This window comes from Mesorhizobium sp. M4A.F.Ca.ET.050.02.1.1, assembly GCF_003997725.1.
Taxonomy (GTDB): domain Bacteria; phylum Pseudomonadota; class Alphaproteobacteria; order Rhizobiales; family Rhizobiaceae; genus Mesorhizobium.
In genome coordinates this window covers 1-6811 of the sequence record NZ_RZSG01000293.1, presented here as the reverse complement: position 1 = coordinate 6811, position 6811 = coordinate 1, and the positions used below count along the sequence as shown (strand labels likewise).

The window sequence follows — 6811 nt, the reverse complement described above, 5'->3', positions numbered from 1 at the left end:
GGATCGAAGCGCTGTGCTCCACCCGTCCCGTCGGTCAGCTCATCGCAGGCGACATCGCGGTGACCGCCGAGCAGATCCGCTTCTTTGCCGAGTTCGCGGACAAGGAAGGCAGCGAGCTCGTGCCGACCGACGACGCCAGTCTCGGCATGATCATGAGCGAGCCCTATGGCGTGGTCGGCGCGATCACCCCCTGGAATTTTCCCATCTCGATGGCCGGATGGAAGCTTGGTCCGGCGCTGGCCGCTGGAAATGCGGTCGTGCTGAAGCCTTCGGAAATGACACCCTTTTCGGTTGTCCATATGGCGCAACTCGCCGTTAGGGCGGGTCTGCCGGCAGGGCTGATAAACGTGGTGCTGGGAGACGGTCCGACGACCGGAACGGCGCTGACCGGGCATCCCGAGATCGCCAAGGTCAGCTTCACCGGCTCGACCCGCGCCGGCTCGGCCATCATGGAGAACGTCGCTCGCACCGGCGTCAAGCCGATGACCCTGGAGCTCGGCGGCAAGAGCCCGCAGATCGTTTTTGCCGACGCCAACCTCGACAAGGCGGCGACGGCGATCGCCGGCAGCGTCACCTTCAACGCTGGCCAGGCCTGCGTCGCCGGCACGCGGCTGATCGTCGAGAAGAGCGTGGCCGACAGGCTGACGACTGCGATCCTGGTGAAGATGAAGGCGGTGTGGCCCGGCCCGACCTGGGACGAGGCGACGCATTATTCGCCGATCATCTCGGAGCGGCAACGAGGGCGTGTCGACAGCATCGTGCAGGCTGCGGTCAAGGCCGGCGGCGAATGCCTGACCGGCGGCGCCGCCATGGACAGCCCCGGCTATTTCTACGAGCCGACGCTGATCGCTGATGTCGATCAGGTCAATCCCGCGATCGTCGAGGAGATCTTCGGCCCGGTGCTCACAGTGCAGACCTTCGAGACCGAGGACGAGGCGTTGGCGCTATCCTCCCATCCGACCTACGGACTCGCTTCCGGCCTTTTCACTTCCGACCTGTCGCGTACGATCCGTCTGGCGCGCAAGCTCGAAGCGGGCACGGTCTGGGTCAACCGCTACAGCCGCTCGCGCGACCACATCCTGCCGACCGGCGGCTACAAGCGCTCCGGCATCGGCAAGGACCTTGGCCGCGACACCTATCTCGCCAACCGCAGGACCAAGAGCGTCCTGGTCAGCCTGTGAAGGGATGCCGATGAAATCCTACTCGATCGCCCTGATACCCGGTGACGGCATCGGCCGCGATGTCACCGCCGCCGCCTGGACTGTGCTGGAGACTGCGGCCAAACAGGACGGCTTTGCCCTGACGGGCACCGAGTTCCCCTGGTCCTGCCGCTTCTACAAGGAAACCGGCCGCATGATGCCCGAGGACGGCATCGAGACCTTGCGCGGCTTCGACGCCATCCTTCTCGGTGCGGTCGGCTGGCCGGCGGAGGTGCCGGATTCGGTCTCGCTGCACGGCCTGCTGCTGCCGATCCGCAAGGCATTCGTGCAATACGCCAACATCCGGCCACACCGCCTGCTGCCTGGGGTCAAGGGACCGCTGCGAGCGGAGAGTTTCGACATCCTGTGTATCCGCGAGAACACCGAGGGCGAATATTCCGGCGCCGGCGGGCGCGTGCACCAGGGCACTTTGGACGAGGTTGCGGTGGAGACATCGATCTTCACCCGCGCCGGCGTCGAGCGCATCCTGCGCTTCGGCTTCGAGCAGGCGCGATCACGGCGGGGCAAGCTTGCTTCCGTCACCAAGTCCAACGCGCAGAAATACTCGATGGTGTTCTGGGACGAGGTCACCCGCAAGCTTGCGGGGGATTATCCGGACGTCGAGGTGACCAGCTATCATGTCGATGCGCTCGCGGCGCGCATGATCATGGCGCCGGAGAGCCTCGACGTGCTCGTCGCTTCCAACCTGTTCGGCGACATCCTGACCGACATCGGCGCGGCGATCCAGGGCGGGCTCGGCTATGCCGCCTCCGCCAACATCAATCCCGACCGTTCGGCGCCGTCGATGTTCGAGCCGGTCCACGGCTCGGCGCCCGACATTGCCCATCTCGGCATCGCCAACCCGATCGCCACCATCTGGTCCGGCGCCATGATGCTCGATCATCTCGGCGAAAAGGCTGCCGCCGGCCGCATGATGAAGGCGCTCGAGGCGACAACCGCGCGAGGCATTGGAACCAGCCCCGGCAAGGATCGCACACAAGCCATCACCGCTGCCGTCGTCGCGGCGCTCACCTGATTGCAAGGTCGTTTTCGATGAGAAACCTGAAAGACAAAAGCCTCTTCCGCGAAGCCGGTTTGATCGGCGGCGAATGGGTCATCGCCGACTCCGGCAAGACGGTCGATGTCATCGATCCGGCGACCCAGGCCGCGATCGGCACCGTGCCCGACATGGCCGCTCCGGAGACCCGCGCGGCCATAGACGCCGCGGCTGCTGCCTATGGGGATTGGAAGAAGAAAACCAACGCCGAGCGCGCTGCCCTCCTGGAGGCCTGGCATGGGCTGATGCTGGCGCATCTGGACGATCTTGCGCTGATCCTGACGACGGAACAGGGCAAGCCGCTGGACGAGGCCAAAGGCGAGATCCGCTACGGCGCCTCCTTCGTCAAATGGTTCGCCGAGGAAGCACGCCGCATCAACGGCCACACCATCCCCTCGCCGACGCAAGACCGCCGCATCATCGTGCTGAAGGAACCGGTCGGCGTGTGCGGCATCATCACGCCGTGGAATTTTCCCAATGCGATGATCACCCGCAAGGTCGCGCCGGCGTTGGCCGCAGGCTGCACGGTGGTCATCAAGCCGTCAGAATTCACGCCTTATTCGGCGCTGGCGCTCGGCGTGCTTGCCGAGCGGGCGGGCATTCCCGCCGGGGTCATCAACATCGTCACCGGCATGCCGGCCGAGATCGGCAACGAGATCATGGCGAACGAGACGGTGCGCAAGATCTCCTTCACCGGCTCGACGCGGGTCGGCTCGCTGCTGATGCGCGGCGCGGCCGACAGCGTGAAGCGACTCAGCCTGGAGCTCGGCGGCAATGCCCCCTTCATCGTCTTCGACGACGCCGACCTCGATCTCGCCGTTGAGGGCGCGCTGGTCTCAAAATTCCGCAATGGCGGCCAGACCTGCGTTTGCGCCAACCGCATCATCGTCCAGGCCGGTGTCTACGAGACCTTCGCCGCCAAGCTATCCGCCCGCGTCAACGCCATGATGGTCGGGCCCGGCACGCAGCCCGGCGTCGCCATCGGACCGATGATCAACATGGCGGCGGTCGAGAAGATCAACCGCCACGTCGAGGACGCGCTCGCCAAGGGCGCGACGATCATCACCGACAAGCCGGCGCTGCCTCAGGGTCCTCAATATGTCGCGCCGCTGGTGCTGAGCGGCGCCACGAAGGATATGCAGCTTGCCGGCGAGGAAACCTTCGGCCCGGTCGCGCCGCTTTTCCGCTTCGAGACGGAGGAAGAGGCAATCGCGCTGGCCAACGGCACGCCTTACGGACTTGCGTCCTACTTCTATACCGAGAATTTGAAACGCGCCTGGCGCGTCGGCGAGGCGCTGGAGTTCGGCATGGTGGGGCTCAACACCGGCTCGGTCTCGATGGAGGTGGCCCCCTTCGGCGGCGTCAAGCAGTCCGGCCTCGGACGTGAGGGCGCGCAAGCCGGCATCGAGGAATATCTCGAGATGAAGAGCTTTCATATGGGAATAGGGGAGTAGGGGAGTAAGCAGTAGTGAATGAGCGCCTGTACCCTACTCCCCTACTCCCCTACTCCCCTACTCCCCTACTGCCTCATTGTATCCGGTCGAGCGCCTTGTAGTAGAGGCCGACCATCGGCAGGAACCAGGGCTTGCCGGAATAGCCGGGAATCGAAGGCCACTCCAGTCCCTTCAGCGGATTGCGGTCTTCGCGGCCCAGCATGGCATCGGCCAGGATCATTCCTAGATGGGTGGAAAGCTGCGCGCCGTGGCCGGAATAGCCCATCGCGTACCAGACGCCGTCATGGTAACCAGCCCGCGGAAAACGGTCCTTGGTCATGTCGACCAGCCCGCCCCAGCAGTAGTCGATCTCGACCTTGGCGAGCTGGGGGAAGATTGCTGCAAGGCCAGCCTGCAAGATCTGTCCGCTCCTGGCGTCGGAGCGCTGGTCCGATGTCGCCGAGAAGCGCGCGCGGCCGCCGAAGATGAGGCGTCGGTCCGGTGAAAGCCGGAAGTAGTTGCCAATGTTCATCGAGGTCACGCATGTCCGGTTGCCGGGCATGGTCGCGGCGATCTCGGCATCGCTTAACGGCCGCGTGGCGATGATGAAGCTGCCGACGGAGATGATCCGGCGGCGGAAATAATTGAAATTCGGCGCGGTGTAGGCGCCGGTCGCCACCAGCACGTTGTCGGCGCTGATCTTGCCGCGCGAAGTGGTCAATTCATGCCTGCTACCGGCCTGCTTGCGGTCGGTCACTGCCGCGTTCTCGTGGATCACGGCACCGTGGCACGTGGCGGCCATGGCCAAGCCTGCCACATAGCGGCCCATATGCATCATGGCGCTCTTCTTCGACAGCATCGCGCCATGGAAGGGCGAACCGATCTCGGACTTGAGATCCGCCGCCGACAGCAGCTCCGTGTCCGGATCCACCTCGGCATGGACGGCCTCGAAGTTGCGGGCGATCGCTTCGAAATGCTGCGGCTTGGAGGCGAGCTTCAGCTTGCCCGCGCGGCGGAAGTTGCAGTCGATGCTTTCCTCGGCGACCAGCGCCTCGATGGTATCGACGGAGTCGTCGAGCGCTCGGTACAGCGCGATTGCGCGTTCCTTGCCGAGTTCCGCCTTGGCCGAGAGGAAGCTATGGGCGAGGCCATTGTTCAGGTGCCCGCCATTGCGCCCGGATGCGCCACAGCCCACCCGCTCCGCCTCCAGCACCGCCACCTTCGCGCCGGCCTTCGCCAGTTGGCGGGCGGCGGCGAGACCGGTGAAGCCGCCGCCGATGATGGCGGCATCGTAGTGCCCCTCGACCGGGCCTTGCGCCCCGCCGGTAAAGACGGGAGCCGTGTCGTGCCAGTAGGAGACGAACCTCATCGGCAATCCGCCCTGTTTCAGAGACCGACCACGCCTGGAAGACCCGAAATGTCTGATATCTCGACATAGCCGTAGTACGGGTTGGCCGGTTCGTGCCCGCGGTTGACCCAGACCTTGTTCTTGATGCCGAGATCATGGGCCGACATCAGGTCGTAGCGGAATGACGACGAGCAGTGAAGGATGTCTTGCGGACCGCAGCCCAGCCTGTCGAACATATATTCGAAGGCCTTGAAGCGCGGCTTGTAGGCCTGTGCCTGCTCGGCCGTGTAGACGGCATGGAATGGCGCGCCGAGCTTCTCGACATTGGACATGATCTGCGCGTTCATGGCGTTGGACAGGATGACCAGCGGAATTTCCTTGGCGACTTTCGCCAGGCCGGCCGGAACGTCGGCATGCGGCCCCCAGGTCGGCACGCGCTTATAGACCATCCTGGCGTCGTCCGGGCTGAAGGCAACGCCGTTGCGCTTGCAGGTGCGCTCGAGCGCATTGTGGATCACGTCGGCATAACGCTTCCAGTCGCCCAGGATCTCATCCAGCCGGTACGCCGCGAAATTCTTGATGAACTCCTGCATGCGCGGCTCGTCGAGCCGGCTGCCGTAGAGGTCGCGTGCGGCTTCCGCCATCTGGAAATTGGTCAACGTGCCGTAGCAGTCGAAGGTGATGTATTTGGGCCTGAAGGAAGCCATGTCCGTCGATCTCCGGTGGAAGCACATCCGCGTTCGGATGAATTCATCATAGGACGGCAGAAGGCGGCCGACCTGACCGAAATCGGCGTCCCGAAAGCAGAAAGTTCCGTATCCGCCATCCGGTTTGGCACGCTGTAGCATCTGGTGTGGCGATTACGTCGTCGCGCGAGACGTGAAGCGCGTCCGCCGCGGCGGGCGCGCCAGCACAAGATGCGGCGCATGCCTCGCGCTACGGCGAAAGATACTGTCCAAGCCAAAGCCTTCAGACGATCTGCGGCGCGCCGATGGCCGAGACTTGATCAGCAGACGGAAGGATGCCTCATGCAGCAGGGCGAGATCGAACTCCAGGCCTTCGGGCCGGACCATATAGAGGGTGCGGTAGCGCTTTCTCGCCAGGAGAATTGGCCGCATCGCGCGCAGGACTGGCAGATGGCGCTGCAGCTCTCGAGCGGCGCTGTCGCGCTCGACGACCAGGGCCGTGTCACCGGCACCATCCTGGTAACGCCCTATGGCAATGATTGCGCCATGATCAACATGGTGATCGTCGACAGGAATGTGCGGGGCCAGGGGCTCGGGCGCCGACTCATGGATCAGGCGATCGCCCTTGCCGGCGACCGTCCGCTGCGGCTCGTCGCGACGGCCGATGGCGAGCCGCTCTATGAAAAGCTCGGCTTCGTGCGCTCCGGTGCGATCCTGCAGCATCAGGGGAAAGTGACGGAGCTTGACGCGCCCGACGGCGTTGAAGCCGCAAGCATTGGCGATCTGCCGGAAATCAAAGCGCTCGATCGCGACGCTTATGGCGCCGACCGGGAAGCCCTGATCGATGCGCTGGCCGAGCGCGGCCACTTCGCAATCATCCGCCGCAACGGCGCCATCGAGGCCTATGCCGCGATCCGTCCTTTCGGGCGCGGCGAAGTGATCGGCCCGGTCATCGCGGGAAGCGCCGAGGCCGCGAAAGACCTGATCAGCTTTTTCGCCGCGCCGCGCGGCGGCGCCTTCCTGCGCGTGGATACCGACAGCCGGACCGGTATCGATGGCTGGCTCACCGAAATCGGCCTCGTCCATGT

Annotated in this window: 6 protein-coding genes; 4 read left to right on the top strand and 2 right to left on the bottom strand. The window is 64.7% G+C overall.

Translation table 11 applies throughout. The annotated features are described in order from the left end of the window. From EOA33_RS19205 to EOA33_RS19195, 3 genes are all read left to right on the top strand, one after another. On the top strand, window positions 1–1181 hold a 1181-nt coding region (locus tag EOA33_RS19205; protein ID WP_145989200.1), incomplete at its 5' end, for an aldehyde dehydrogenase family protein. 10 nt (window positions 1182–1191) lie between these two features. After that, the gene (locus EOA33_RS19200) at window positions 1192–2235 is read left to right on the top strand and encodes a tartrate dehydrogenase (RefSeq protein WP_127406295.1); all 1044 of its coding nucleotides are present in this window, start codon (window positions 1192–1194) and stop codon (window positions 2233–2235) included. Between the two features lie 17 nt (window positions 2236–2252). Then, a complete protein-coding gene (locus EOA33_RS19195; RefSeq protein WP_127406294.1) occupies window positions 2253–3710 on the top strand; it encodes an NAD-dependent succinate-semialdehyde dehydrogenase in 1458 nt (485 codons plus the stop codon). Between the two features lie 73 nt (window positions 3711–3783). Here the strand turns inward: EOA33_RS19195 and EOA33_RS19190 are convergent, their stop codons facing one another. Both EOA33_RS19190 and EOA33_RS19185 read right to left on the bottom strand, forming a co-directional pair. Next, the gene (locus EOA33_RS19190; protein ID WP_127406293.1) at window positions 3784–5058 is read right to left on the bottom strand and encodes an FAD-binding oxidoreductase; all 1275 of its coding nucleotides are present in this window, start codon (window positions 5056–5058) and stop codon (window positions 3784–3786) included. Window positions 5059–5075: 17 nt separating this feature from the next. Continuing rightward, window positions 5076–5744: a haloacid dehalogenase type II gene (locus EOA33_RS19185; RefSeq protein ID WP_127406292.1), complete on the bottom strand. Its 669-nt coding sequence runs from the start codon at window positions 5742–5744 to the stop codon at window positions 5076–5078. 321 nt (window positions 5745–6065) lie between these two features. On the opposite strand from EOA33_RS19185, the gene EOA33_RS19180 reads away from it, so the two are divergent. Further along, a partial coding sequence (locus EOA33_RS19180) for a GNAT family N-acetyltransferase (RefSeq protein WP_145989199.1) occupies window positions 6066–6811 on the top strand: 746 nt, incomplete at its 3' end.